This window comes from Mycobacterium sp. Root265, assembly GCF_001428895.1.
Classification (GTDB): domain Bacteria; phylum Actinomycetota; class Actinomycetes; order Mycobacteriales; family Mycobacteriaceae; genus Mycobacterium.
The window spans coordinates 96,267-120,531 of record NZ_LMJA01000031.1 but is presented as its reverse complement, the minus strand read 5'-3'; the positions used below and the strand labels follow the sequence as shown (position 1 = coordinate 120,531).

The 24,265-nt window shown below is 67.4% G+C and carries 27 protein-coding genes; 18 read left to right on the top strand and 9 right to left on the bottom strand.

The genetic code is table 11. From position 1 onward, the window contains the following. Positions 1–3 precede the first annotated feature (3 nt). From lpdA to ASE48_RS26430, 3 genes are read left to right on the top strand one after another with little or no spacing between them, the layout of a single operon-like run. Positions 4–1,398, top strand: a complete 1,395-nt coding sequence (lpdA, locus tag ASE48_RS26440) for a dihydrolipoyl dehydrogenase (RefSeq protein WP_057170154.1) — start codon at positions 4–6, stop codon at positions 1,396–1,398. 10 nt (positions 1,399–1,408) lie between these two features. Next, complete coding sequence (locus tag ASE48_RS26435) at positions 1,409–1,684, top strand: hypothetical protein (protein ID WP_057170153.1); 276 nt, start codon at positions 1,409–1,411, stop codon at positions 1,682–1,684. A gap of 51 nt (positions 1,685–1,735) precedes the next feature. Continuing rightward, positions 1,736–2,839, top strand: a complete 1,104-nt coding sequence (locus ASE48_RS26430; protein WP_057170152.1) for a GGDEF domain-containing protein — start codon at positions 1,736–1,738, stop codon at positions 2,837–2,839. On the opposite strand, the gene ASE48_RS26425 is transcribed toward ASE48_RS26430, so the two are convergent. Both ASE48_RS26425 and ramB read right to left on the bottom strand, forming a co-directional pair. Beyond that, complete coding sequence (locus ASE48_RS26425) at positions 2,810–3,361, bottom strand: carboxymuconolactone decarboxylase family protein (RefSeq protein WP_057170151.1); 552 nt, start codon at positions 3,359–3,361, stop codon at positions 2,810–2,812. The two genes, ASE48_RS26430 and ASE48_RS26425, sit on opposite strands and share 30 nt — an antisense overlap. Further along, complete coding sequence (gene ramB, locus ASE48_RS26420; protein ID WP_057170150.1) at positions 3,358–4,794, bottom strand: acetate metabolism transcriptional regulator RamB; 1,437 nt, start codon at positions 4,792–4,794, stop codon at positions 3,358–3,360. The genes ASE48_RS26425 and ramB overlap by 4 nt, the downstream gene beginning before the upstream one ends. A 65-nt stretch (positions 4,795–4,859) precedes the next feature. Here ramB and ASE48_RS26415 point away from each other — a divergent pair, with 65 nt between their 5' ends. From ASE48_RS26415 to ASE48_RS26400, 4 genes are all read left to right on the top strand, one after another. After that, a complete protein-coding gene (locus ASE48_RS26415) occupies positions 4,860–5,654 on the top strand; it encodes an acyl-[acyl-carrier-protein] thioesterase (protein WP_057170149.1) in 795 nt (264 codons plus the stop codon). Positions 5,655–5,887: 233 nt separating this feature from the next. Beyond that, positions 5,888–7,174 carry an isocitrate lyase gene (aceA, locus tag ASE48_RS26410; RefSeq protein WP_057170148.1) on the top strand — a complete coding sequence of 429 codons (1,287 nt, stop codon included), beginning with the start codon at positions 5,888–5,890 and terminating at the stop codon, positions 7,172–7,174. Positions 7,175–7,248: 74 nt separating this feature from the next. Continuing rightward, the gene (locus tag ASE48_RS26405) at positions 7,249–8,109 is read left to right on the top strand and encodes a 3-hydroxybutyryl-CoA dehydrogenase (RefSeq protein WP_082614441.1); all 861 of its coding nucleotides are present in this window, start codon (positions 7,249–7,251) and stop codon (positions 8,107–8,109) included. A gap of 96 nt (positions 8,110–8,205) precedes the next feature. Next, positions 8,206–9,081 (top strand): cyclopropane mycolic acid synthase family methyltransferase, encoded by an 876-nt coding sequence (locus tag ASE48_RS26400; protein ID WP_057170147.1) that lies wholly within the window; start codon positions 8,206–8,208, stop codon positions 9,079–9,081. A 17-nt stretch (positions 9,082–9,098) separates the two neighbouring features. On the opposite strand, the gene ASE48_RS26395 is transcribed toward ASE48_RS26400, so the two are convergent. Continuing rightward, positions 9,099–9,971 carry a polyphosphate kinase 2 family protein gene (locus ASE48_RS26395; RefSeq protein ID WP_057170146.1) on the bottom strand — a complete coding sequence of 291 codons (873 nt, stop codon included), beginning with the start codon at positions 9,969–9,971 and terminating at the stop codon, positions 9,099–9,101. A gap of 6 nt (positions 9,972–9,977) precedes the next feature. After that, positions 9,978–10,679, bottom strand: coding sequence for a TetR/AcrR family transcriptional regulator (locus tag ASE48_RS26390; protein WP_057170145.1), 702 nt, complete (start codon positions 10,677–10,679; stop codon positions 9,978–9,980). A gap of 78 nt (positions 10,680–10,757) precedes the next feature. Here ASE48_RS26390 and ASE48_RS26385 point away from each other — a divergent pair, with 78 nt between their 5' ends. The 5 genes from ASE48_RS26385 to ASE48_RS26365 all read left to right on the top strand — a co-directional run bounded on the left by ASE48_RS26385 (position 10,758) and on the right by ASE48_RS26365 (position 13,939). Then, positions 10,758–12,047: a DUF445 domain-containing protein gene (locus ASE48_RS26385; protein ID WP_057170144.1), complete on the top strand. Its 1,290-nt coding sequence runs from the start codon at positions 10,758–10,760 to the stop codon at positions 12,045–12,047. A gap of 85 nt (positions 12,048–12,132) precedes the next feature. Continuing rightward, positions 12,133–12,582, top strand: a complete 450-nt coding sequence (locus ASE48_RS26380; RefSeq protein WP_057170143.1) for a helix-turn-helix domain-containing protein — start codon at positions 12,133–12,135, stop codon at positions 12,580–12,582. An 11-nt stretch (positions 12,583–12,593) separates the two neighbouring features. Then, the gene (locus ASE48_RS26375; RefSeq protein WP_057170142.1) at positions 12,594–13,214 is read left to right on the top strand and encodes a hypothetical protein; all 621 of its coding nucleotides are present in this window, start codon (positions 12,594–12,596) and stop codon (positions 13,212–13,214) included. 40 nt (positions 13,215–13,254) lie between these two features. Then, positions 13,255–13,536 carry a DUF2516 family protein gene (locus tag ASE48_RS26370; RefSeq protein WP_200962290.1) on the top strand — a complete coding sequence of 94 codons (282 nt, stop codon included), beginning with the start codon at positions 13,255–13,257 and terminating at the stop codon, positions 13,534–13,536. Positions 13,537–13,540: 4 nt separating this feature from the next. Then, on the top strand, positions 13,541–13,939 hold the full coding sequence (locus ASE48_RS26365; protein ID WP_057170140.1) for a DUF2599 domain-containing protein: 399 nt from the start codon (positions 13,541–13,543) through the stop codon (positions 13,937–13,939). Here ASE48_RS26365 and ASE48_RS26360 read toward each other — a convergent pair. From ASE48_RS26360 to ASE48_RS26345, 4 genes are read right to left on the bottom strand one after another with little or no spacing between them, the layout of a single operon-like run. After that, the gene (locus ASE48_RS26360; RefSeq protein WP_057170139.1) at positions 13,936–14,793 is read right to left on the bottom strand and encodes an LmeA family phospholipid-binding protein; all 858 of its coding nucleotides are present in this window, start codon (positions 14,791–14,793) and stop codon (positions 13,936–13,938) included. The genes ASE48_RS26365 and ASE48_RS26360 overlap by 4 nt on opposite strands. Further along, positions 14,790–15,596: a carbon-nitrogen hydrolase family protein gene (locus ASE48_RS26355; RefSeq protein ID WP_057170138.1), complete on the bottom strand. Its 807-nt coding sequence runs from the start codon at positions 15,594–15,596 to the stop codon at positions 14,790–14,792. The genes ASE48_RS26360 and ASE48_RS26355 overlap by 4 nt, the downstream gene beginning before the upstream one ends. A 9-nt stretch (positions 15,597–15,605) precedes the next feature. Next, on the bottom strand, positions 15,606–16,409 hold the full coding sequence (locus tag ASE48_RS26350) for a class I SAM-dependent methyltransferase (RefSeq protein WP_057170137.1): 804 nt from the start codon (positions 16,407–16,409) through the stop codon (positions 15,606–15,608). Further along, complete coding sequence (locus tag ASE48_RS26345) at positions 16,388–16,894, bottom strand: DUF2505 domain-containing protein (protein WP_057170672.1); 507 nt, start codon at positions 16,892–16,894, stop codon at positions 16,388–16,390. Before ASE48_RS26345 ends, ASE48_RS26350 begins: the two co-directional genes overlap by 22 nt. 25 nt (positions 16,895–16,919) lie before the next feature. On the opposite strand from ASE48_RS26345, the gene ASE48_RS26340 reads away from it, so the two are divergent. Together ASE48_RS26340 and ASE48_RS26335 are read left to right on the top strand one after the other, a co-directional pair. Continuing rightward, positions 16,920–17,975 carry a UDP-N-acetylmuramate dehydrogenase gene (locus ASE48_RS26340; RefSeq protein ID WP_235571552.1) on the top strand — a complete coding sequence of 352 codons (1,056 nt, stop codon included), beginning with the start codon at positions 16,920–16,922 and terminating at the stop codon, positions 17,973–17,975. Positions 17,976–17,990: 15 nt separating this feature from the next. Then, on the top strand, positions 17,991–19,310 hold the full coding sequence (locus ASE48_RS26335) for a L,D-transpeptidase (RefSeq protein WP_057170135.1): 1,320 nt from the start codon (positions 17,991–17,993) through the stop codon (positions 19,308–19,310). Here the strand turns inward: ASE48_RS26335 and ASE48_RS26330 are convergent. After that, a complete protein-coding gene (locus ASE48_RS26330; protein WP_057170134.1) occupies positions 19,294–20,052 on the bottom strand; it encodes an SDR family oxidoreductase in 759 nt (252 codons plus the stop codon). The two genes, ASE48_RS26335 and ASE48_RS26330, sit on opposite strands and share 17 nt — an antisense overlap. Positions 20,053–20,342: 290 nt before the next feature. On the opposite strand from ASE48_RS26330, the gene ASE48_RS26325 reads away from it, so the two are divergent. The 4 genes from ASE48_RS26325 to ASE48_RS26310 are packed head-to-tail and all read left to right on the top strand — an operon-like array spanning position 20,343 to position 24,222. Then, on the top strand, positions 20,343–21,566 hold the full coding sequence (locus ASE48_RS26325) for an ROK family transcriptional regulator (protein WP_235571671.1): 1,224 nt from the start codon (positions 20,343–20,345) through the stop codon (positions 21,564–21,566). A 24-nt stretch (positions 21,567–21,590) separates the two neighbouring features. After that, on the top strand, positions 21,591–22,949 hold the full coding sequence (mshA, locus tag ASE48_RS26320) for a D-inositol-3-phosphate glycosyltransferase (RefSeq protein WP_162264274.1): 1,359 nt from the start codon (positions 21,591–21,593) through the stop codon (positions 22,947–22,949). Further along, a complete protein-coding gene (locus ASE48_RS26315; protein WP_057170132.1) occupies positions 22,946–23,458 on the top strand; it encodes a YbjN domain-containing protein in 513 nt (170 codons plus the stop codon). The genes mshA and ASE48_RS26315 overlap by 4 nt, the downstream gene beginning before the upstream one ends. A 14-nt stretch (positions 23,459–23,472) precedes the next feature. After that, the gene (locus ASE48_RS26310; protein ID WP_200962274.1) at positions 23,473–24,222 is read left to right on the top strand and encodes a phosphoglyceromutase; all 750 of its coding nucleotides are present in this window, start codon (positions 23,473–23,475) and stop codon (positions 24,220–24,222) included. Positions 24,223–24,265: the final 43 nt, after the last annotated feature.

Here is a 24,265-nt window from a genome sequence, read left to right as displayed (position 1 = left end):
GCCGTGACCCACTATGACGTCGTCGTACTCGGAGCTGGCCCCGGCGGATATGTGGCGGCCATTCGCGCTGCCCAACTCGGCCTGAACACCGCGATCGTCGAACCCAAGTACTGGGGCGGCGTCTGCCTGAACGTGGGCTGCATCCCCTCCAAGGCGCTCCTGCGTAACGCCGAACTCGCTCACATTTTCCACAAGGAAGCCAAGACCTTCGGCATCAGCGGGGAGGCCACCTTCGATTTCGGTGCCGCCTTCGACCGCAGCCGCAAGGTGGCCGACGGCCGCGTCGCCGGCGTGCACTTCCTGATGAAGAAGAACAAGATCACCGAGATTCACGGCTACGGCAAGTTCACCGACGCCAACACCATCGAGGTCGACCTCAACGAGGGCGGCACCGAGTCGGTCACCTTCGACAACGCGATCATCGCGACCGGGTCGTCCACCCGTCTGGTGCCCGGCACGTCACTGTCGGAGAACGTGGTCACCTACGAGAAGCAGATCATGTCGCGCGATCTGCCCGGCTCGATCATCATCGCCGGCGCCGGAGCCATCGGCATGGAGTTCGCCTACGTGCTGAAGAACTACGGCGTGGACGTCACCATCGTCGAGTTCCTGCCGCGCGCACTGCCCAACGAGGACGCCGAGGTCTCCAAGGAGATCGAAAAGCAGTACAAGAAGCTGGGCGTGAAGATCCTCACCGGCACCAAGGTCGAGACCATCGAGGATGACGGGTCCACGGTCACCGTGACGGTGTCCAAGGACGGCAAGTCCGAGGAGCTCAAAGCCGACAAGGTGATGCAGGCCATCGGATTTGCGCCCAACATCGAAGGCTTCGGGCTGGAGAACACCGGGGTGGCGCTCACCGAGCGCAAGGCCATCGACATCGATGACCACATGCGGACCAATGTGCCGCACATCTACGCCATCGGCGATGTGACCAGCAAGTTGCAGCTCGCCCACGTGGCCGAGGCGCAGGGCGTGGTGGCCGCCGAGACGATCGCCGGGGCCGAGACGCTGACCCTGGGCGACTACCGGATGATGCCGCGCGCCACCTTCTGCCAGCCGCAGGTCGCCAGCTTCGGCCTCACCGAGGAGCAGGCCAAAGACGAGGGTTACGACATCAAGGTCGCGAAGTTCCCGTTCACGGCCAACGGCAAGGCGCACGGACTGGCCGACCCGGTCGGCTTCGTGAAGCTGATCGCCGACACCAAGTACGGCGAACTGCTGGGCGGGCACCTCATCGGGCCCGACGTCTCCGAGCTGCTGCCCGAACTGACGCTGGCCCAGAAGTGGGATCTGACCGTCAACGAGCTGACCCGCAACGTGCATACCCACCCGACCCTGTCCGAGGCGCTGCAGGAAGCCATCCATGGCCTGGCCGGCCACATGATCAACTTCTGACGGGGGTTTGATGCCGACCCGGGCGGTGATCGTCGCCGCCATCGGTGGCCTGGTGATCGGGCACATGCTGTGGTTGCTGGCCATCACACTGGCGATCAACACCAGCGAGGTGAGCTTCTGGGTGCTCGTCACCTCGGCGGTGATCACCGTGCTGTCGGCAGCCGTCGCCTGGCTCGGCTGGCGTGCGTATCAGCGCAAAGATCAGGTGTGGACGGCGTTCCTGTGGTCGGTGCCGGTCGCCCCGATGTTGCTGACCCTCATCGTGCTGGGCGTCACCTACTTGTAGGACTCGCGCACTTTCGCGACGCTGCGTAGCGAATTGGGTCAGAATGGCCTGGTGGGCGACGGGGGACGCGGTGATTTGCTGGTCCAATGGTGGCGTCAGAGCGACGACTACCAGTGGCGGATAGATTTCCTGCGCAGCCGCGGCCTGCTGCCGATCCTGCGCGGGCTGATCGGTGGTCTCGGCGCCGTCATGGGTCTGCTCAGCGCACTGCATGCGGTCGCGCCGCCGGTCAATGACACCCCGCTGATCCGGATCGGCTGGGCGGTGGTGTCCGTCGGTTCGCTGGCCTGGTCCGCGCGCTGGTTGCTGCCGTGGCCGAGTGCACGCTCCTCGGCGGTGCTGGTGGTCTGCGTCGACATCCTGATGACGCTGTCGACGCTGCTGTTCGGCGACGCCAACCTGGCCATGTCGGGCATCCCGATCCTGTTGTGTGCCGGCGGCTATGTGGTGTTCTTCCATGGGCCGAAGCTGCACCTCGCGCACATCCTCTGGTGCACCGCGTCGGTCACCGGTATCGCGGTGTGGATGGTGCTGAGCACCCCCGGATATGGACCGCAGGTCGCGATATCGCGGGCGGTCATCGCGCTCGCGGTCACGGTGTGCATCCTGCCCGCGCTGCAGTTCGGGTTCTGGCTGTTGCAGGGTAGTTCGATCCAGTCGCTGGCCGATCCGCTGACCGAGCTGACCAACCGCCGGGGGCTCGCGGTGGCGGTGCAGCGGCTCAACGAACGTGCCGTGCGACGCTCAGATGTGTGCGCCCTGCTCATCGATGTGGACGACTTCAAATGGGTCAACGACAACCTCGGGCACGCGGCGGGTGATGAGGTGCTGATCCGCACCGCGCGCCGCATCCGCGACAGCGTGGGTCCCGATGCGGTGGTGGTGCGCTGGGGCGGTGAGGAATTCCTGGTGGTGGACCGGATTCCGGTGCGGCAGGCGGAGGTCGTCGCCGAGCGGGTGCGGGCGGCGGTCTCGGCGCACGCCGAACCTGCGGTCACCGTGAGCATCGGGGTGGCGAGCTCGGACCGGCCCGACACGGCACTCGACGGCGTGATCTCGGCCGCGGACCGGGCCATGTATGAGGCCAAGGCTCACGGCGGCGACCGCGTCGTTGTGGCCGGAGCGTCAGTCCGGGAAGTCCAGCGGGATGCGTAACGTCGCCATGGTCGCCGCGAGAGCGTCGTATTGTCCTGCGAGCGTGCAGAATTCAATGATCTGCGCGCGGTTGTAGAGCTTGGACAGGGCGGTCCAGGTCTCGGCCGACATGGACCGGGTGATGACGAACTCGTCGGTCGCGGTGATGAGGACCCGCTGATGCGGCGCCAGTCCCGGCGCGTCGGGGCCCTCGAAAATGGCGGCCTGCAGGTCCGCGTTCAGCCCGCGGCTGCGGGCCAGCCTGCGGTGCTGCTGCAGTTCGTATTCGCTGTTGCGCAGATGCCCGACCCGCAGGATCACCAGTTCGGCGTCCTTGCGGTCCAGCTTGCCCGCGTAGAGCAGGTACCCGGAGAGCGGCAGCCAGGCCAGGAACATGAGCCGGTGCTGACCCAGGATGTTCATCAGGTGGAACTTCGGGGCCCGGATCCGGCGCGCGCCGGCCTTGGCGATGGCCCAGTTGAGCGGGCCGAGTTCGCGGAACCCGCCGGGCGGGATCCTGGGGGTGACATCGGATTCGGTCATGTTGTCTGCTTCACCAGATATGGGGACACCGTGCTGCGGTGTTCGTCGAGGTCGAGGGCCTTGCCCAGGGCCGGGAACGCGCGCTGCGGGCAGTTGTCGCGTTCGCACACCCGGCAGCCGGCACCGATCGGTGTCGCGGTCGTAGCGTTTGGGCCACCGGACAGATCCAGCCCTTCCGAGTAGACCAGCCGGTGCGCATGTCGGAGTTCACAGCCCAGGCCGATCGCGAACGTCTTACCCGGCTGACCATAGCGCGACGCGCGGCGCTCGACGGTGCGCGCCACCCACATGTAATCGCGGCCGTCGGGCATCTGGGCGATCTGCACCAGGATTTTGCCGGGGTTGGCGAATGTCTCGTAGACGTTCCACAGCGGGCAGGTGCCCCCGGAGGACGAGAAGTGAAAACCGGTGGCGGACTGGCGTTTGGACATGTTCCCGGCGCGGTCGACCCGAACGAAGGACAGCGGCACCCCGCGCATGGACGGGCGCTGCAGGGTGGACAGCCGGTGCGCGATGGTCTCGTAGGACACCGCGTAGAACGCCGACAGCCGTTCGACGTCATAGCGGAAGTTCTCGGCCACATCATGGAACTGCCGGTAGGGCAGCACGGTGGCCGCGGCGACGTAGTTGGCCAGTCCCAGCCGGGCCAGGGTGCGCGACTCGTCGCTGGTGAACTTGCCCTCGTCGACCAGTTTGTCGATCAGGTCGCCGAATTCCAGGTAGCCCAGTTCGGCGGCCAGCTTGAAGACGTACTGACCGCTGGCCAGGTGCCCGCCGATCTCCAGCGTGCGGGTCGCGGGGTCGAAGCGGTGCAGCACCGGATCGCCGAGGTCGGTGCGGCGCACGATGCGCACCCCGTGCACCCGGGTCAGCCGGTCGGACAGTTCGCGGGTCAGTTCGGCGCGGTGCATCCGCATCCGGATGGTGAGGTCCTCGGCGGCGGTGTCGAGCTCGTGCAGGTAGTTCTGCCGCTGGTAGAAGTAGTCGCGCACCTCTTCGTGCGGCATGGTGATGGTGCCCGAACCCGCGCCGGACCCGGAGGTGAACCGGCCCTCGGAGACGGCGGCCAGCTGGGTGCTGGTCAGCCGGTAGCGCTGGTGCAGGCTGACCATCGCCCGGGCGAAGGCCGGGTGGGTGCTGACGATATCGGCGAGCTCGGCCGGGTCGACGGCGATGTCGAGGTCGCGGTCCAGGGTCACCTCGCGCAGCTCGGCCACCAGCCGGGTGTCGTCCTGGGAGGCGAAGAAGGTGGCGTCCACGCCGAAGACCTCGGTGATGCGCAGCAGCACGGCGACGGTCAGCGGGCGGACATCGTGTTCGATCTGGTTGAGGTAGCTCGGAGAGATGTCCAGCATCTGAGCCAGCGCGGCCTGACTGAAACCGCGCTCCCGGCGGAGCTGGCGCACCCGCGATCCGACGTAGGTCTTGGACACCCCAAACAGCCTAGTCAAGGCTGCAAAGGTTGGCTTTGCATTCTTCGCAGACCATATTGGAGTCCATGAGCTTGGCGAAGACCCTGATGCCTGTCCCGGACCCGCACCCCGACGTGTTCGATGTGCAGTGGCCGTTGCGGGTCGCCGATATCAATCGCGAAGGCCGGTTGAAGTTCGACGCCGCCACCCGGCACATCCAGGACATCGGGTCGGATCAGCTGCGCGAAATGGGCTACGAGGAAACACATCCGGCGTGGATCGTGCGGCGCACCATGATCGACCTGATCGAACCGATCGAGTTCAAGGACACCCTACGGCTGCGCCGCTGGTGCTCGGGGACGTCGAACCGGTGGTGCGAGATGCGGGTACGCATAGAAGGTCGGCGGGCCGGCCTCATGGAGTCCGAGGCGTTCTGGATCAACTTCAGCCAGGAGACGCAGGCCCCGTCGCGGATCTCCGACGACTTCCTGGCCGGGCTGCGGCGCACCACGGATGTGGACCGGTTGCGCTGGAAGTCCTATCTCAAGGCCGGGCCCCGCGAGACCGCGGCGGCAGTGCGCAGGTATCCGGTCCGGGTCAGCGATATCGACCTGTTCGACCACATGAACAACTCGGTCTACTGGAGCGTGATCGAGGAGTACCTGCACGAGGCGCCCGAACTGCTGCAGGCACCGCTGCGGGTGACCATCGAACACGACTCCGCGGTCGCGCTCGGCGACGACCTGGAGATCGTCTCGCACGGGTATCCGGCCGGCTCGACCGACAAGTTCGGCCCGGAGCTTCAAGATCGCACTGTTACAACGCTCACATATGCCGTCGGTGACGAGACCAAAGCGGTCGCATCCCTGTTCCCGCTGTGACCCGGCGAGTTTTAACAGTACGGGCGTACTGACCAGCAGAAACCACTTACCGGCCGGTAGCTTCTGAACCGGTAAAGCAAGGCACTGCATTAACAACCTTCGCAACATCCCCGCGGCAGTTGGACAAAATTGGCAACTGAAACGGGTGGACCTGCGGTAATGCGGTAGGGCATCCTCGGTATAGCAACGCAGCGAAGTCACTGCAGCGTTAACAAATACTGATAGGAGCGCCCATGTCCACCGTTGGCACGCCGAAGAGCCCGGAACAGATCCAGCACGACTGGAACACCAACCCCCGCTGGAAGGGCATCGAGCGCACCTACTCCGCCGAAGACGTCGTCGCCCTGCAGGGGCACGTCGTCGAGGAGAGCACGCTGGCCCGCCGCGGTGCCGAGGTGCTGTGGGATCAGCTGCACACCATGGACTACGTCAACTCGCTGGGCGCGCTGACCGGCAACCAGGCCGTGCAGCAGGTGCGCGCGGGTCTGAAGGCCATCTACCTGTCCGGTTGGCAGGTCGCCGGTGACGCCAACCTCTCCGGCCACACCTACCCCGACCAGAGCCTGTACCCGGCCAACTCGGTGCCGCAGGTCATCCGCCGCATCAACAACGCGCTGCTGCGCGCCGACCAGATAGCCAAGGTCGAGGGTGACACCTCGGTGGAGAACTGGCTGGCCCCGATCGTCGCCGACGGTGAGGCCGGTTTCGGCGGCGCGCTCAACGTCTACGAGCTGCAGAAGGCCATGATCGCCGCCGGTGTCGCCGGTTCGCACTGGGAGGACCAGCTGGCCTCGGAGAAGAAGTGCGGCCACCTCGGTGGCAAGGTGCTGATCCCGACCCAGCAGCACATCCGCACCCTGACCTCGGCCCGTCTGGCCGCCGATGTCGCCGATGTGCCGACCCTGGTCATCGCACGCACCGACGCCGAAGCCGCCACCCTGATCACCTCCGACGTCGACGAGCGCGATCAGCCGTTCATCACCGGCGACCGGACCAAGGAAGGCTTCTACCACGTCAAGAACGGTGTGGAGCCCTGCATCGCCCGCGCCAAGGCCTATGCGCCGTACTCGGATCTGATCTGGATGGAGACCGGCACCCCGGACCTGGAGCTGGCCAAGAAGTTCGCCGAGGCCGTCAAGGCGGACTTCCCCGACCAGATGCTGGCCTACAACTGCAGCCCGTCGTTCAACTGGAAGCAGCACCTGGACGACTCGACCATCGCCAAGTTCCAGAACGAGCTGGGCGCCATGGGCTTCAAGTTCCAGTTCATCACGCTGGCCGGCTTCCACGCCCTGAACTACTCGATGTTCGATCTGGCCCACGGCTACGCCCGCAACCAGATGAGCGCCTACGTCGAGCTGCAGGAGCGCGAGTTCGCCGCCGAGGAGCGCGGTTACACCGCCACCAAGCACCAGCGCGAGGTCGGCGCCGGCTACTTCGACCGGATCGCCACCACCGTGGATCCGACCAGCTCGACCACCGCACTCGCGGGTTCGACCGAAGAGGGTCAGTTCCACTAACAACCAGAGTTGATAGCGTCAGGCCTCGTCCGTGCATACGGGCGGGGCCTGACGGCTGTCCGGAGTCCAAGGGAGTGGCAGTGAGTATCGAACGAGTCGGCGTCATCGGCGCCGGACAGATGGGCGGCGGCATCGCCGAGGTGTGCGCGAAGGCCGGGGCGCAGGTCCTGGTGTTCGAACCGACCGACGACCTGATCACGGCGGGCAGCAAGCGCATCACCGCGTCCCTGGATCGCGCGGCGGCCAAGGGCAAGCTCAGCGAGGCCGACCGTGATGCGGCGCTGGCCCGGCTGACATTCACCACCAGCCTGACCGACATGGCCGACCGTCAGCTCACCATCGAGGCGATCGTGGAGGACGACACCGTCAAGGCGAAGGTCTTCGCCGAACTCGACCGTGTCATCGAGGACCCGGACGCCGTGCTGGCGTCGAACACGTCGAGCATCCCGATCATGCGGATCGCGGCGGCCACCCAGCGCCCGGAGCGGGTGCTCGGGCTGCATTTCTTCAACCCGGTTCCGGTGCTGCCGCTGGTGGAGCTCATCTCCACCCTGGTCACCGCGGAGGGGGCGCTCGCGCGCACCGAGGATTTTGCGGCCAACGCGCTGGGCAAGCAGGTGGTGCGCTGCTCGGACCGGTCCGGCTTTGTCGTCAACGCGCTGCTGGTGCCCTACCTGCTCTCGGCGGTCCGGATGGTCGAGGCCGGCTTCGCCACCGTGGAGGACGTGGACAAGGCCGTGGTGGGCGGACTGTCCCATCCGATGGGGCCGCTGCGGTTGTCGGATCTGGTCGGGCTCGACACGCTCAAGCTGATCGCCGACAAGATGTACGAGGAGTTCAAGGAGCCGCTGTACGGCCCGCCGCCGCTGCTGCTGCGCATGGTCGAAGCGGGGCAACTCGGTAAGAAATCGGGTCAGGGCTTCTACTCGTACTGAGCCTGACGGGTAGAGTCAGGCGATGCGGTGTGGGGGCACCCGAATCTGGGTACTCGTCCGCAGTTATTCAAGACGATCACAGAGGGTTGTTTCCGAATGTCAAAAGTTGAGTCCGAGCTGGAACCGTACTACGAAGAGTCGCAGTCGATCTACGACATCTCCAACGACTTCTTCGCCCTGTTCCTCGGACCCACCATGGGCTACACGTGCGGGTACTACGAGCGCGAGGACATGAACCTCGAGGAGTCCCAGAACGCGAAGTTCGATCTGGCACTCGGCAAGCTGGGTCTCGAGCCGGGAATGACGCTGCTCGACATCGGCTGCGGTTGGGGTGGCGCGCTGGAGCGGGCCGTCGAGAAGTTCGATGTGAACGTCATCGGCATCACGCTGAGCAAGGCCCAGTCCGAATGGGCCCGCGCGCGGCTGGCGAAGCTCGACACGAAACGGTCCATCGAGATCCGGCTGCAGGGCTGGGAAGAGTTCGACGAGCCCGTCGACCGCATCGTGTCGATCGGCGCCTTCGAGGCCTTCAAGGCCGAGCGCTACCCGGTGTTCTTCGAGCGGGCCTACAGCATCCTGCCCGAGGGCGGCACCATGCTGTTGCACACGATCCTGGCGCACACCCAGGAGTTCTTCCGCACGAACGGCATCAAGGTCACGCTCAGCGACCTCAAATTCATGCGGTTCATCGGCAAGGAGATCTTCCCCGGCGGACAGCTGCCCGCCGTCGAGGACATCCAGAAGCTGGCCACCGACACCGGGTTCGACCTGCAGCGCATCCACCTGCTGCAGCCGCACTACGCGCGCACGCTGGACATGTGGGCGGCGAACCTCGAAGCCGCCAAGGACGAGGCCATCGCCATGCAGGGGCAGGAAGTGTACGACCGGTACATGAAGTACCTGACCGGTTGCGCCGACTTCTTCCGCCGCGGCATCACCAACATCGGACAGTTCACGCTGGTCAAGCCCTAGTCGGCCGGGCGGCGCTGCTAGGCCTTCTTGAGCCGCTTCTTCTCCGCCTCGACGTCGAAATCGGCTGGGGGCCACTGCAGGTCGAGGCTCTTCAGGGCCTCGATCATCAGCTCCAGCACCGCAAGCCGACTGTACCACTTACGGTTGCAGGGCACGATGTGCCACGGGGCGTAGTCGGTGGAGGTCTTGTCCAGCATGGCCTGATAGGCCTCCTGGTAGAGCGGCCATTTCAGCCGTTCGTCGATATCGGCCGGGTTGTACTTCCAGTACTTGTCGGGACGGTCCAGGCGCGCCGCGAGGCGCTTCTTCTGCTCGTCCAGTGAGACGAACATCGCGACCTTGACGATGGTGGTCCCGGCGTCGACCAGTTCCTGCTCGAAGGCGTTGATCTCGTCGTAGCGCGGGCCCCAGACGTCCGGCGGCACCAGATTGTGCACGCGCACGATCAGCACGTCCTCGTAGTGCGAGCGGTCGAACACGCCGATGTGCCCGGCGGCGGGCAGCGCCTTGTTGATGCGCCACAGGTAGTGGTGCGACAGCTCCTCGGGGGTGGGCTTGCCGAAGCTGTGGTACTGGATGCCCTGCGGATTGCTCGCTCCGACAACATGTTTGACGATACCGCCCTTGCCCGCGGTGTCCATGCCCTGCAAGACGAGCAACACCGAACGGTGGTCGCCGCTGCGGCTGTTGGCGTAGAGCATCTCCTGCAGACCGGCGAAGCGTTCGGTGCGCTCGGCGTGCAGCGCCGGCGCGTCCGATTTGGAGCCGGTGAATCCGGGGGTGGCGTCGGCGTCGATCTCGGACACCAGGGCGCCGGGCTTGAACCGCAGATGGGTGTGGGGCTCGTGGCTCCACAGCTTCGACAGTTCCGAGGTGTTGTCTGCGCTCACAACTCGTTAGTCAAGCAGGTGTCTGGGCAGATCGGGGGATGGATGATCCTGTGAGTTGAACTTCTCCAGCGATCCGCCGACCTCGACGATGCCGCACAGCGAGCTCCACGACAGCATCGTCAGATAGTCGATGAGGTCATCGGTGGACATCCGCGGATTGGACATCCAGGAGTGGGTGGCCAACTGCACGCCGCCGACGATCATGAACGCCCACGGCTCGACTCCGGAGGTGTCCATCTTCTCCGCTTGCATGCGCCGGCGCAGCATGACCGCGAGCATGCGGGCGATGATCTGCTCGGAGTCGTTGATGGCCTTGGTGCGGCTCGACGAGCTGTTGGACATGACGAAGCGGTATGGCTCGGGCTCGGAGGCAACCGTGTCCACATAGACCCGGATGACTTCGCGCACCAGGGTGTATCCGTCGAGGTTCGAGGACAGTGCCGCGGCCATGTTGGGAATCAGCGTGACCTGGGCGAACCGCATCATCACGGCCGTGGTCAGATCGTTCTTGTCCACGAAGTAGCGGTAGAGCACCGTCTTGGACACGCCGATCTCGGCGGCGATCTCGTCCATGCTGACGTTTGCGCCGCGTTGCCGGATAGCCTCCAGCGTGCCGTCCACCAGCTCGTTGCGTCGTTCGACTTTGTGCTGGTGCCAGCGTCGTTTACGGCCGTCGGTCTTCACCGCCGCCGCGCTCTGCTGTGCCACAGTCGTGAGATTCCATTCACTAGGTCGCCTCGATACTACGGTGGACGAGCCGCTCGCGCGGTAGCGGATGATGGGGGAGTGGTACACACGAGTTTCGCGGAGTCGCTGGCCGGTGCCGACTCGGAGGCAGACCGGGAACGGCTGCGCGGGTTACGGCGGATGAAGGTCGTCGCGCTGAGCTTCCTGCTCGGTGCGACGGTGATCTTTCTGGTCTGCACCTGGCTCCAATCCCGGGGCGCCGCACCATGGGTGGGTTATGTGCGGGCCGCCGCCGAGGCGGGCATGATCGGTGCGCTGGCCGACTGGTTCGCCGTGACCGCGCTGTTCAAGCATCCACTCGGTATCCCGATTCCGCACACCGCGATCATCAAACGCAAGAAGGATCAGCTGGGCGAAGGTCTGGGCGCCTTCGTGCGGGAGAACTTCATGTCACCCGAGGTGGTCGCGACCAAGCTGCGCGATGCCGAGGTGGCCGGCCGGACGGGCAAATGGCTGGCCGATCGGCGCAACGCCGAGCGGGTGGCCGCCGAGGTGTCCACCGTGCTGCGCGTGCTCATCGAGATGCTGCGCGACGAAGACGTGCAGCAGGTGCTGGACCGGATGATCGTCAAGCGCATCGCCGAACCGCAGTGGGGGCCGCCGATCGGACGGGTGCTCTCCAGCCTGCTCGAGGAGAACCGGCAGGAGGCGCTGCTCCAGCTGCTGGCGGACCGCGCCTTCCAGTGGTCACTGAATTCCGGCGAGGTGATCGAGCGGGTGATCGAGCGCGACTCCCCGACCTGGTCACCACGCTGGGTGGATCACCTGGTCGGCGACCGGATCCACCGGGAGTTGATGGACTTCACCGACAAGGTGCGCCGCGACCCGAACCACGAACTGCGCCGCTCTGCCACCAAGTTCCTGTTCGAGTTCGCCGACGATCTGCAGAACGACGGTGCCACGATCCAGCGCGCCGAGAACGTCAAGGAACAGATCATGGCGCGTGACGAGGTGGCGCGGGCGGCCGAGACGGCGTGGGCCGCGGCCAAGCGGATCGTGCTCGAATCCGTCGACGATCCGTCCTCGACCTTGCGCACCCGGGTGGCCGACACCGTGGTGCGGATCGGTGAGTCGCTGTGCAACGACCAGGAGATGCGCGACAAGGTCGACAACTGGATCGTGCGGGCCGCACAGCACCTCGTCGAGCAGTATGGGACGGAGATCACAGCGATCATCACCGAGACCATCGAGCGCTGGGATGCCGATGAGGCGAGCCGCCGGATCGAGCTCCATGTGGGTCGTGACCTGCAGTTCATCCGGATCAACGGCACAGTGGTCGGGTCCCTGGCCGGTCTGGTGATCTACACGGTGGCGCAGCTACTTTTCTGAAGTGCTAGCAGAGTGCTTGCAATAGTTAGCACTCGTGCCTACCGTGGACTCCGTCAGCCAATAACCGACGGATCGGGGGTTCATCATGACGCAGGACGAAAATCTTGCCGTTGTGGTGAGCAACGCCGCGCACGACATCGGCGGCTACATCCGGGCTCAACGCGAGGCTGCGCAGGTGTCAGTGCGCCAACTCGCCGAGAAGGCCGGGGTCAGCAATCCCTACCTCAGCCAGATCGAGCGTGGGCTCCGTAAACCGTCGGCTGATGTGCTCAGCCAGATCGCCAAGGCATTGCGTGTCTCCGCCGAGGTGCTCTACGTCCAAGCCGGGATGCTCGAACCCAGTGAGGGCAGCAAGGTGCGTGACGCGATCGTCACCGACACCGCGATCACCGAGCGGCAGAAGCAGGTGCTGCTCGACATCTACACCTCGTTCTGTCAGCAGAACGAGGCTGAGGCCGAAATCGATGCTGCAGCAGTCGAATCCGATACAGATTCCGAACCCGAACAACCCGCTGCACAACCGACCACCATCTGAGAGGAAGAACCATGAGCGAGAAGACCCAGGCAAGCGTCGAAGACCTCAAGGCTCCGTTGCTGGCGGCTGTCGGCGCTGCCGATCTGGCCCTGGCCAAGGTCAACGAGATCGTCGAGACCCTGCGTGACCGCGCCGACGAAGCCCGCACCGACAGCAAGACCCGCGTCGAAGAGGGCCGCGCCCGCCTGACCAAGCTGCAGGAGGATCTGCCCACCCAGTTCGACGAGCTGCGCGACAAGCTGACCCCCGAAGAGCTGCGCAAGGTTGCCGAGAAGTACGCCGACGAGGCGACCAGCCAGTACAACAAGCTCGTCGAGCGCGGCGAGGCCGCCCTGGAGCGCCTGCGCAACCAGCCGGCCCTCGAAGAGGCCGCCTCGCGCGTCGAAGAGGTCACCGATCAGGCCGTCGAGCTGACCCAGGATGCGCTGGGCACCGTCGCCAGCCAGACCCGCGCGGTCGGCGAGCGCGCCGCCAAGCTGGTCGGCGTGGAACTGCCGAAGAAGGTCGAGAAGGCCACTCCGGCAACCCCGGCCAAGAAGGCTCCGGCCAAGAAGGCCGCCGCCACCCCCGCCGCCAAGAAGGCCGCCCCGGCCAAGAAGGCGGCTCCGGCCAAGAAGGTCACCCAGAAGTAGGTTCGCGAACCGGATGGCACCCGCATAGGCTGCAGGCGTGATGCTTGCAAACCTGGCGGGTGCCATTCTGCTTGTGCTGGTCGGGATCGTCGTCCTGGTCGGCGTGTACTCGTTCGTGCACGCCGCGATGCAACGGCCCGACGCGTACACCGCCGCCGGAAAGCTCACCAAGCCGGTCTGGTTGCTGATCCTGGGCGGCGGCGTGCTGCTGGCGCTGCTGCTGCGCGACGCGTTCGGCGCCGCGATCTGTGCCTGCGCGACGGGTGTCTACCTGGTCGATGTGCGGCCCAAGATCCTGGAGATCCAGGGAAAGTCGCGCTGACCCGATGCGCGTCATCGGTGCCGCGCTGTGCGCGGCAGGTCTGCTGCTGAGTACACCGGTGGCTCATGCCGAGCCCGCCGGCGCCTATATCGACCACACCTCATGGGTGCAGTGGGGCGACCTGAAGAGCCTGCGGGTCTATCCGACGCCGGCCGGCCGCGCCCAGGCCGCCACTCCGGGCACCCAGCCCCAGCAGAATCAGGCCTGGGCCGAGGTGCTGGCCATCTCCCCGGAAGCCGATATCCCGGGAATGCAAGCACAATTCAACTGCCACTGGCAGTTCGCCGAGTTCATCGAACCCGGTAAGACCAGCTGGAATCTGGAGCCGTGGCGGCCCGAGGTCACCGACGCCGAACTGGTGGCCGCCGGCTGCAACCCCGGCGGCACCGAAGAACCCTTCTAGAGCCCTGCGAAGCAGGGATCCGAGTTCTGCCCGGTGCTGGCCGGCATCGTCGCGTTGCGGGTGAAGAACTTGGCGACCACCCCGGAATCGGTGACCTCCACGCTGTCGGCCTTGATGCCCAGCGGGTAGTTCTCCGTCATCTGCTTCAGGAACGCGTCCAGCGCAGGCTGCACGGACTCGCGTGGCAGCACGAAGCCCAGGCCCGTCAGGGCCTCCACCGTCAGCGTCAGCTCGTTGTTCCGCACTTCCGGCTTGGCGACGATGCTGCCGAGCATGCCCTGCAGTTCGATGGTGCCGTCGCTGGGATTGGTCGTCACACCGTTGACGAAGCTGCCGATCAGCGGGATGGCGTTCTGGATGGTCCGCTTGATGCCGTCGGCCGACCAGGTGATCTTGGCGTCCAGCGCGCCGACGGTGCCGGGTGCGGCCGGGTTGTTGGTCACCTGGACGTCGTTGATGACGATCTCGGCCTTCATCCCCTCGGCCTCACGGATGCGTTCGCCGCCGGTGGTCACGGTGATGTTGTTGTAGTTGTCGCTCAGATACTGCAGCACGATCGGGCGGGGGCCGAAGGACACGTCGACGGTGTCCTGCACCACGCAGGAGGTCACCCGGGTCACCGTCGAGTCGGCGATCCGCCGGGCCACCAGTTCGGTGCCGACGATGCCGGCCACGGCCAGCGCCAGCACGATGACCACCACCAGCACGATCGACAGCGGATCGCGGAACAGCCGCTGAAGCCGGCTCTTCGGCTGCGCTTCCGGCGTTGCCTCCTGGTCGTGCAGCGGCGGTGGCTGCGGCACGGGTGGGGGCGGCGGCACCTCATCGGCAGGGCGGGCCCAGGGATCGGTCACGCCGTCGATTGTGCCCTAGCGAAATGAGCGCGGTTACGCAGCACCGCGATCGTCTCGCGGGCCTTCGCCGCGGCATCCAGGTCGATATCGGTCACCAGAAGCTGTTCGTCGGCGTCCGCGGCGGCGATGACCTGGCCGGTTGCCGAGGCGACGAGACTGCCCCCGACGCCCGTCGGGCCGATCGCGGCGACCTCGTCACCGGGGTAGGCCTGATCGACGGCGGCCACGACGCCGGTGGTGTCGATCGCTCGGGCCCGGGCCAGCAACGTCCACTGGTCGAGCTTGCCGGGGCCGGTGCCCCACGAGGCGTGCACCGTGATCAGCTGGGCACCGCGATCAGCCAGTTCGGCATACAGCTCGGGGAAGCGGACGTCGTAGCAGAGCGTCAGCCCCACCCGCACGCCACCGACATCGATCACGGTCGGCTGGTGTCCGGGCGCGACGGTCTTGGACTCGGAGAACCCGTACGCGTCGTAGAGGTGGATCTTGTCGTAGTGCGCGTCGGCGGTGGGTCCGGAGGCGATCAGTGTGTTGGTCACCCGGCCGTCGCCCGACGGGCAGAACATGCCCGCCACGATGGTGATGCCGGTGCGCTGCGCAACGGAGCGGACCCCGTCGGCCCAGCGGCCGTCGCGGGGTTCGGCGACCGGGGCCAGCGGCACCCCGAACCGGCACATGGTCGCCTCGGGGAACAGCACCAGCGAGGCGCCGGCGTCGGCGGCCTCACGGCTGTATCGGTCGACGAGGTCCAGGTTCGCCGCAGGGTCGGTGCCGGACCGGATCTGAGCCAGGGCAATCCGCATGTGGCCAGCCTAGGTCGACGGTGACACTGCCGCCCAGGGCACGGTCAGCACCCCGTCACGCAGCCGCCGGCGCGGTGGGGCGACCGGGAAGCCGTCGGCGCGGAGCTGCTCCAGCATCGCCCGCCAGCGCACCCGCGGCCCGAACACCCCGTGCCCGGCCGCGGCCGCCCAGGCCCGGTCCGCGGCCAGCAGCAGGGCGTGGATCGGCTGGCCCTCGACGTTGTGGTGGATCAGCACCTTCGGCAGCCGCTCGGCCAGTTCCGAGGGCTGTTCGATGGCGAACGGATCGCAGGCCAGCGTCAGGCTGACCGGGCCGTCGACGTCCAACAACACCCAGCAGCACAGCCGGCCCAGCTCGTCACAGGTCCCGTCGACCAACAGCCCGCCCGGGGCCAGCCGCGCGCACAGCTGCGCCCACGCGGCGTCCACATCGGTGACCGGGTACTGGCGCAGCACGTTGAACGCCCGCACCAGCACCGGAGACAGCCCGGCCAGTTCGAAACCGCCGAGGGCGAACTCAACCCCATCGGTGGCGGCCTGTTGCGCGGTGCGGACCCGTTCCGGGTGGATCTCCAGTCCGACCACCCGCACGTCCGGGCGCACCGTCTGCAACCGCGACGCCAGTTCCAGGGTCGTGACGGGCAGCGCGCCGTAACCCAGATCGACGACCAGTGGATCGGCGGCCGTCAGCAGCGCCGCGCGTACCTGCGGGGAATGCACCAGCCAGCGGTCGCTGCGGCGCAACCGGTTGTAGCCGGTGGTGCCGCGCGTCGCGTGGCCCAGCGGTTTCTTCAGACGTGCTCGGTGATCCATTGCGAGGTGAACTGTTCTTCCAGCCGGACCATCTCCGCAAGTTGGCCGCCGATGAAGCCTTCGACCTTGCCGCCCAGCAGCGGGATCCGCACCTGCACGGTGGCGTGCACGTCCACCCGGGCGCCGGTCTCGATGCTGCTCATCTCCGCGGTGCCGGTGACGCTGACCGGAGCGCCGGGCACCACACCCTTGATGGTGCCGGTGGCCCGGCCGTCGCGGACCGGGGTCCACGTTTCGGTGCGCACCAGGGTGAGGTCACCGGAGTGCAACTGCGTCACGAACCCGGGCAGCCGGTGGAAACCGACCGTCTGGGTGGTGGCGATGCTGAGGCCGCCGTCGTCGCCGATGGTCAGCGCGTCCAGGGTGGCGACATCGCAGCCGGACTTCGCCAGCCGCTCGAGCCAGTACGCCTCGTCGGCGAACGCCCCGTGCACCTGCGCCACGCCGCACCCGTACTCGGCCGCCATGTCATAGGAACGCGGCATGCCGGTCACGCTACCGTTAGCGCCCGTGGCCGGAACGAATTTCGCGGGCGCGGCGGTCGCCGCGAACGTACCGCTCGTTCAGCGGACGACTTTGCGCGTCGGCCCGGTCGCGCAACGGCTGATCACCTGCGACACCACCGACCGACTGATCGCCGTGCTGTCGGCGCTGCCGGTGGCCGATGACGTGCTGGTGCTGGCCGGCGGCTCCAATGTGGTGCTGGCCGACGATCTGACGGGATTGACCGTCGTCGCGGTCGCCAACACCGCGATCACCGTCGACGGCGCCGTCCTGCGTGCCGAGGCGGGAGCCTCCTGGGATGACGTCGTGGTGGCCGCCCTGGCCCACGGTCTCGGCGGGCTGGAATGCCTGTCCGGGATCCCGGGCTCGGCCGGTGCCACCCCGATCCAGAACGTCGGCGCCTACGGGGCCGAGGTCGCCGACACCATCTCCCGGGTCAGGCTGCTGGACCGCGGCACCGGCACCGACGAATGGGTCGGGCCGGACCGGCTGGGATTCGGTTACCGGCACAGCGTGCTCAAGTATCAGTCCGAGAGCATCGTGCTGGAGGTCGAGTTCACCCTGGACCCCACGGGCCGGAGCGCACCGCTGCGCTACGGCGAACTCGCCACCACGCTGGGCGCGCGGCCGGGGGAGACGGCCGACCCGATGCGGGTACGCGACGCCGTGCTGGCGCTGCGCGGCGCCAAGGGGATGGTGCTCGACGCCGTCGATCACGACACCTGGAGCGTCGGCTCCTTCTTCACCAACCCGGTGGTGACCGCCGAGGTCTTCGAGCGACTGCGCGACGACGTCGGCGCCGCGGTCCCGCACTATCCCGCGCCCGACGGGGTGAAACTGGCCGCCGGATGGCTGGTCGAGCGGTCCGGTTTCGGCAAGGGGTATCCCGGGCCCGACGCATCCGCCCGGTTGTCCACCAAACATGCGCTGGCGCTGACCAATCGCGGCACCGCCTGCACTGCGGACCTGATCGCCCTGGCCAGGACGGTGCGCGACGGCGTATTCAGCCGTTTCGGGATCGAACTCACACCCGAGCCGGTACTGATCGGGTGCGCACTCTAGGTACGCTGGGTCCACGTGAGACCTACCGGTGGAAGTGAAGACGCCCAGCTGAGTCGGCGTCGTGCGCTCACCATCCTGGGCCTCGGCGGCGCGGGCTTCCTGGCTGCCTGCTCGAGCACCTCGGGATCGGGCACCAGCGCGCCGGAGCCGACCGAGGAAGCCTCGGCGCCGACCATCACCCTGAACCCGGACGATGCGTCCACCGATGTGGTGCCGACGGCCTTGGCCGGCGTCAAGGTCAGCGACGGCTGGTTCCAGCGCATCTCGCTGACCAACGCCGCAGGGCAGCCGGTCGACGGGAAGCTCAATCGCGACCGCACCGAGTTCACCGTCACCGAGCCGCTCGGTTACGGCGGCGACTACACCTGGGCCGGGTCGGTGGTGGGCCGCGACGGCAAGGCCATCCCCGTCACGGGCGGGTTCAGTACCGTCAACCCGCAGACCACCGTCAGCGGTGTGTTTCAGCTCGCCGACCATCAGACCGTCGGGGTGGCCGCGCCGATCATCCTGCAGTTCGACGCCTCGATCGCCGACAGTGACCGCGCAGAGGTGGAAAAGGCGCTGAAGGTGACCACCACCCCGGAGGTCGAGGGCAGCTGGGCCTGGCTGCCCGACGAGGTCGGTGGCTCCCGCGTGCACTGGCGCACCAAGGACTACTACCCGACCGGCACCACCGTGCACGTCGACGCGAATCTCTACGGGGTGTCTTTCGGCGAGGACGCCTACGGCGCCGCCGATTCCACCCTGGACTTCACCATCGGCCGGCGCCAGGTGGTCAAGGCCGAGGCCTCGTCACACCAGATCGAGGTGATCACCGATGCCGGCGTCATCATGACGCTGCCCTGCAGCTACGGCGAGGGCGATCTGGACCGCAATGTCACCCGCAGCGGCGTGCACGTGGTCACCGAGAAGTACGAGGACTTCTACATGACCAATCCCGCCGCCGGCTACGCCAACGTCCGGGAGCGGTTTGCGGTGCGGATCTCCAACAACGGCGAGTTCATCCACGCCAACCCGAACAGTGCCGGCGCCCAGGGCAACAGCAATGTGACCAACGGCTGCATCAACCTGTCGACCGAGGACGCCGAGCAGTACTTCAACACCGCGATGTACGGCGACCCCGTGGAGGTCACCGGCACCCGGATCCAGCTGTCCTACGCCGACGGCGACATCTGGGACTGGGCCGTGCCGTGGAGCGAGTGGAAGTCCATGTCGGCGCTCAGCAGCGACGCACCGCCGACGGGAATCCCCGACACCGCGCCGGTCACCCCCAGCGATGCGCCGACGCTGTCGGGAACGCCCACCACGACGCCGAGCGCTACGCCCGGCGGTTGACCCGGGAGCCGGTCGCGCCGGTGACCTGATCGCGCGGCCGCACCACGATGAGGTCCAGGTCGACGTGCGCCGGGCGGCTCGCGACGAAACCGATGACCTCGGCGATGTCCTCGGCCACCAGCGGATCCACCCCGGCGTACACCTTCTCGGCGCGCTCGGCGTCACCGTCGAACCGGTTCAGTGAGAACTCGGTCTTCACCATTCCCGGGGCGACCTCGGTGAGCCGCACCGGCTTTCCGAACAGCTCGCTGCGCAGCGTGCGGTGCAGGACGCCCTGGGCATGCTTGGCGGTGGTGTAGCCCGAACCGTTGTCGTAGGTCTCCAGGGCGGCGATCGAGGTGACGGTGACGATGAGCCCGTCGCCGGAGTCGATCAGCTTGGGCAGCAGCGCTTTCGTCACGTGCAGGGTGCCCAGCACGTTGGACTCCCACATCCAGCGCCAGTTCTCGATGTCGGCGTCGGCCACCGACTCCAGCCCGCGGGCGCCGCCGGCGTTGTTGACGAGCACATCCACCCGGTCCAGGCGCTGCGCCAGCGCCGCCACGGCATCCGGGTCAGTGACGTCCGCCACAATCGCGGTGCCGTCGATCTCGGCGGCCAGCGCCTCGATGGGGCCAGGTCGGCGTGCCACACAGATCACGTGAAATCCCTGTGCGGCAAGAGTTTTCGCGGTTGCTTCACCGATTCCGGCACTGGCTCCGGTGACTACCGCGACGCGGCGCTGATCTGTTGAGGTCGTCATGGTGACAACCCTAAGCCTGCGCATCTGTCCTTCGCGCGAGTGCTGATAGTCGTGCTAAGTTGACGACGTGTTCTTGATCAGTCAGGCGAGTGTTCTCGCCGCGCGGTGTGCGTGTTGTTGTTGCGCACCCGCCGCGCCCTGCTGACCCCGAGGACCATTTCGTCCCGCTGAGTCGCCGGTGTGGCAGAAGCCCACCCCACCCCCGACTCAGACCAGAGGACCCCATCGTGAGCACCGCCACCGCCACCACCGTTCGCCAGACGCCCGCCGCGCACGCCAAACGTGCTCTTATGGCCCGTCACCACATCGTCGCGCCGTCGCTGAAGGTGGCCGATGCGGCCGCCGCATCGGTGTTCGGGGCTGCCCGCCAGCGCGGTCCGATCGCCCGCGACGCCATCGCCCGTGTCACCGGACTGAGCATCGCCACGGTGAACCGCCAGGTCACCGCCCTGCTCGACGCCGGGGTGCTGCGCGAGCGCGCAGACCTCGCGGTGTCCGGCGCGATCGGCCGCCCCCGCGTCCCGGTCGAGGTCAACCATGAGCCATTCCTGACCCTGGGCCTGCACATCGGTGCCAAGACCACCAGCATCGTGGCCACCGATCTGTTCGGTCGCACCCTCGACGTCGTCGAGACCCCGACGCCGCGCGGTGCGCAGAACGCCGCGCTGGCCTCGCTGGCCGGCAGCGCCCGTCGCTACCTGAGCCGCTGGCACCGCCGCCGCCCGCTGTGGGTGGGCGTTGCCGCCGGTGGCGTCGTGGACAGCACCTCCGGATACCTGGACCACGCCCGGCTGGGCTGGACGGAAGCGCCGGTCGGCCCGGTGCTGGCCGAGACGCTGGGACTGCCCGTGTCGGTCGCCTCGCACGTCGACGCCATGGCCGGCGCCGAACTGCTGCTCGGGGTGCGTCGTCCCAATGCGCAGGTTGGCACCAGCCTCTATGTCTACGCCCGTGAGACCGTCGGCTACGCGCTGTCCATCGGTGGCCGGGTGCACTCACCGTCCAGCGGCCCGGGCACCATCGCCGCACTCCCGGTGAGCTCCGAATTGCTGGGCGGCACAGGGAAACTGGAGTCGACCGTCAGTGATGAAGCGGTGCTGAACGCGGCCCGCGCCCAGCGCATCGTGCCGTCCGAGGGCCCCGCGTCGACGCTGCCCGCGGTGCTGCGCGCCGCCCGTGGCGGCCACGAGGGCGCCCGCGCGCTGCTGGCCGAGCGGGCCAGGGTGCTCGGCGAGGCCGTGGCACTGCTGCGCGACATGCTCAATCCCGACGACCTGGTGGTCGGCGGTCAGGCCTTCACCGAATACCCCGAGGGTATGGAGCTCGTCGAGCGCGCGTTCGCGGCACGGACCGTGCTGGGATCCCGCGATATCCGGGTGACCGCCTTCGGAAACCGCGTGCAGGAAGCCGGCGCGGGCGTGGTGTCGCTCGGCGGGCTCTACGCCGACCCGATCGCCGCCATGCGTCGCTCGCAGCTGCGCCGCGGCGAAGCGGGTGTGCTCGGCGCATCCTGACCGGGCAGGTGTAGACATGAGCATGTGCGCGCCGTCCCAGAAACGCCCGGACTGAAGGACACTGCCCGTCGCGTTGCGGTGCTCTCGGTGCACACCTCGCCACTGGCCCAGCCCGGAACCGGTGATGCCGGTGGCATGAACGTCTACGTGCTGCAGACCGCGCTGGAACTGGCCCGCCGCGGTGTCGAGGTGGAGATCTTCACCCGGGCCACCTCCTCGGCGGACGCCCCGCTGGTCCAGGTGGCGCCCGGGGTGCTGGTGCGCAACGTGGTGGCCGGGCCCTTCGAAGGTCTCGACAAACACGATCTGCCCACTCAGCTGTGCGCCTTCACCGCGGGCGTGCTGCGCGCCGAGGCCACCCACGAGCCCGGCTACTACGACATCGTGCATTCGCATTACTGGTTGTCCGGGCAGGTCGGCTGGCTGGCCGCCGACCGGTGGGCGGTGCCGCTGGTGCACACCGCGCACACGCTCGCCGCGGTGAAGAACGCCGCGCTCGCCGAAGGGGACGCCCCGGAGCCCGCCCTGCGCTCGGTCGGCGAACAGCAGGTGGTCGATGAGGCCGACCGGCTGATCGTGAACACCGAAATCGAAGCGCAGCAACTTGTTTCGCTTCACCATGCGCACCGGGGCAGTATCGACGTGGTGCATCCGGGGGTGGACCTGGAGGTCTTTACGCCGGGCTCCAAGCGCGACGCGCGGGCGGCCCTGGGCCTGGACCCGCGCGAGAAGGTGGTGGCCTTCATCGGCCGTATCCAGCCGTTGAAGGCCCCCGATGTGCTGCTGCGGGCGGTGGCCGAGCTCCCCACGGCGGGCAGGAGCGCAGCGACCGGGGAATCAGCACCGGTGAGGGTGGTCATCGCCGGTGGGCCCTCGGGCAGCGGACTGGCCGCGCCGGACTCCCTGGTTCGGCTGGCCGAGGAACTGGGTATCACCTCGCGCGTGAGCTTCCTGCCTCCGCAGTCCCGCGAAGAACTGGTGAACGTCTACCGCGCCGCCGATATCGTCGCCGTGCCCAGCTATTCGGAATCCTTCGGCCTGGTCGCCGTGGAGGCGCAGGCCTGCGGCACCCCCGTGGTGGCCGCGGCGGTCGGCGGCCTGCCGGTCGCGGTGCGCGACGGGGTCAGCGGCACCCTGGTCGACGGACACGACGCGGGGGACTGGTCGCAGGCGATCGGCGCGCTCTTGGAGCGCGGCCCGGAGACGATGAGCGCCGCCGCGGTGGCCCACGCCGCCACGTTTTCCTGGGCGCACACCGTGGATGCGCTGCTGGACAGCTACACCCACGCCATCACCGATTACCGGGCCCGGCATCCCCGCCGTGAACCCACCGGGCGCCGCAACGGCCGGCGATTCGCGCTGCGCAGGGGGGTGCGGGCATGACCACCAACGGATCGAGTGGCGTGCAAGCGGTGATCGAGAAGACGCTGCAGGCCAACGAACTCGAATACGAGCACCACAAGGGTGCCCACGGCGGGCTGCCCGGAATCGTGGTGGCACTGCCGGGCGAGCGCAGGCTCAAGACCAACACCATCCTGAGTATCGGCGAGCACTCGGTGCGCGTGGAGGCCTTCGTCTGCCGCCGCCCCGACGAGAACTTCGAAGCCGTCTACAAGTTCCTGCTCAAGCGCAACCGCAGGCTCTACGGGGTGGCCTACACGCTGGACAATCTCGGCGACATCTACCTGGTCGGCTGGATGGCCAACGGTTCGGTCGACGCCGACGAGATCGACCGGATACTCGGCCAGGTGCTCGAAGCCGTCGACTCCGACTTCAACACGTTGCTGGAGTTGGGTTTTCGCACGTCCATCCAGAAGGAGTGGGAGTGGCGGGTGGCCCGCGGTGAGTCGCTGAAGAACCTGGCGGCGTTCGAGCATCTCATCGAAGACTGAGCTGTCGTGACAGAATGCCAGCCATGGCGAATCTGATCCTGCTGCGTCACGGCGAGAGCACGTGGAACGAGAAGAACCTGTTCACCGGTTGGGTCGACGTCGACCTCACCGAGAAGGGTCGGGCCCAGGCGATACGCGGCGGCGAACTGCTCGCCGATCAGGGCGTGCTGCCCGACGTGCTGTACACCTCGCTGCTGCGCCGGGCGATCGTCACTGCCAACCTGGCGCTGGAGGCCGCCGACCGGCTGTGGATTCCGGTGCACCGGGACTGGCGCCTCAACGAGCGTCACTACGGCGCGCTGCAGGGTCTGGACAAGGCCGCCACCAAGGAGAAATACGGTGACGAGCAGTTCATGGCCTGGCGCCGCAGCTATGACACCCCGCCGCCGCCCATCGAGAAGGGCAGCGAGTTCAGCCAGGACGCCGACCCGCGCTACGCCGATATCGACGGCGGACCGCTGACCGAATGCCTCGCCGATGTGGTGGCCCGCTTCGTGCCGTACTTCGAGCAGACCATCGTTCCCGACCTCAAGGCCGGTAAGACGGTGCTCATCGCCGCGCACGGCAACTCGCTGCGTGCCCTGGTCAAGTACCTGGACGGCATGTCCGACGACGACATCGTCAGCCTCAACATCCCGACCGGCATCCCGCTGCTCTACGAGCTGGACGACAACCTCAAGCCGGTGGTGCCCGGTGGCCGTTACCTGGACCCGGAGGCCGCCGCCGCCGGAGCCGCGGCGGTCGCTGCGCAGGGCGCCAAGTAAACAAACGGCGGGTGAACGCGAGTAAACGGTGACCGAACTCCTG